The 1,635-nt window shown below is 74.3% G+C and carries 2 protein-coding genes and 1 pseudogene; 1 reads left to right on the top strand and 2 read right to left on the bottom strand.

All coding sequences use genetic code 11. The features are described 5' to 3' along the window. A pseudogene (locus tag ACOADB_RS02365) lies at positions 1–327 on the top strand (hypothetical protein); the annotation flags it as partial. Between the two features lie 30 nt (positions 328–357). On the opposite strand, the gene tsaD reads toward ACOADB_RS02365, so the two are convergent. Both tsaD and ACOADB_RS02355 read right to left on the bottom strand, forming a co-directional pair. After that, positions 358–1,416, bottom strand: a complete 1,059-nt coding sequence (gene tsaD, locus ACOADB_RS02360; RefSeq protein ID WP_378596305.1) for a tRNA (adenosine(37)-N6)-threonylcarbamoyltransferase complex transferase subunit TsaD — start codon at positions 1,414–1,416, stop codon at positions 358–360. Then, the coding region (locus tag ACOADB_RS02355) for a GNAT family N-acetyltransferase (protein WP_378596303.1) at positions 1,416–1,635 on the bottom strand (220 nt) is incomplete at its 5' end. The genes ACOADB_RS02355 and tsaD, both read right to left, overlap by 1 nt.

Here is a 1,635-nt window from a genome sequence, read left to right as displayed (position 1 = left end):
CGCGGCGGCCCGGCCAGCGGCATCGGCTCGATCGGCAGCAGCGGCCGGACGGGCGGGCCCGGCTCCCTCGGTCGTTCGGGCGCAGCCCCGGGCACTGCTGCGGGACGCGGCACCAGCACGGGCCGCGGCGGCGGCGCCGTTCCGGGCGGCACCGGCGGCCGCGGAGGACGCGGCGGTGCCGGCGGTCGCGGCGGCATCGGTGGCATCGGTGGCACGGGAGGAGCACGCCGCAAGCGCGACGGTGACCCGTCACCGGACCGCGACCTCTTCGACGACGGTGAGGACTGGATCGACGACGAGGGCACCGGGCCCGGCGTGCTCGGCTGACCTGGCCTGCCGGGCTGGCCCGGCCCGGGTTCAGCCCGCGAGGACGTCGGTGACCGGCAGGCTCGAGTCTGCCGGCAGGTCGAGCGGGGACGGTGGACGTCCTCGTTCGACCATCGTCGCGCCGAGGGCGGCCACCATGGCACCGTTGTCGGTGCACAGTCCGGGCCTGGGCACCCGCACCCGGATGCCGAGCTTGCCGGCTCGCTCCTCGGCCATCGCCCGCAGGCGCGAGTTCGCGGCGACGCCGCCGCCGATCATCAGGTCCTCGATGCCTTCGGCTTTGGCGGCATCGAGGGCCTTGCGCACGAGGACGTCGCAGACGGCCTCCTGGAAGGAGGCGGCGACGTCGGCGACCGGAACCGGTTCACCGCTGCGCTCGCGGGCCTCCACCCAGCGGGCGACCGAGGTCTTGAGTCCCGAGAAGGAGAAGTCGAAGCGGTGCCGTTCGAGGTCGCGGCGCGTCGACAGCCCGCGCGGGAAGTCGATGGCGATCCGGTCGCCCTCGCGTGCGACCCGGTCGATGTGCGGTCCGCCCGGGAACGGCAGGCCCAGGAGCCGGGCGACCTTGTCGAAGGCCTCGCCCGCCGCGTCGTCGATGGTGGCGCCCATGGGGTCGATGCCGCCGTCGTGGCCGGTGATGTCGGTGACCTTGAGCAGGCTGGAGTGTCCACCGGACACCAGCAGCGCCAGGCAGGGTTCCGGAAGCGGGCCGTGCTCGAGCTGGTCGACAGCGACGTGGGCGGCGAGGTGGTTGACGCCGTAGATCGGCTTGCCCAGGCCCAGGGCCAGGGCCTTGGCGGAGGCGACGCCCACCAGCAGCGCGCCCGCGAGGCCGGGACCGTGGGTCACCGCGATCGCGTCGACGTCGGCCAGCTGGATGCCGGCCGTCTCGCATGCCCGCTGGATCGTGGGGACCATCGCCTCGAGGTGGGCACGGCTGGCCACCTCGGGTACGACGCCACCGAAGCGCGCGTGCTCCTCGACGCTGCTGGCGACGGAGTCGGCCAGCAGGGTGTGGCCCCGCACGATGCCGACACCGGTCTCGTCGCAGGAGGTCTCGATGCCGAGGACCAGCGGTTCGTCGCGAATCACGGGACCATTGTGACCGGTGCGGCCAGGACGAGTGCTGTGGTGCCGTCGCGGTAGTAGCGGGCACGCTTGCCGAGCTCGGTGAAGCCGTGACGTTCGTAGAACCCGCGGGCCGCGGCGTTGTCCTCGCGCACCTCGAGCAGCAGCCGGTCCGCGCCGCCCTCCGCGGCCAGGGCCTGGACGGCCGCCAGCAGCGCCGTGGCGACACCCGAGCGCCGA

Origin of the sequence: Nocardioides sp. CPCC 206348 (genome assembly GCF_048654705.1) — a bacterium.
GTDB lineage: Bacteria > Actinomycetota > Actinomycetes > Propionibacteriales > Nocardioidaceae > Nocardioides.
This window is presented reverse-complemented; position numbering and strand designations above follow the sequence as displayed.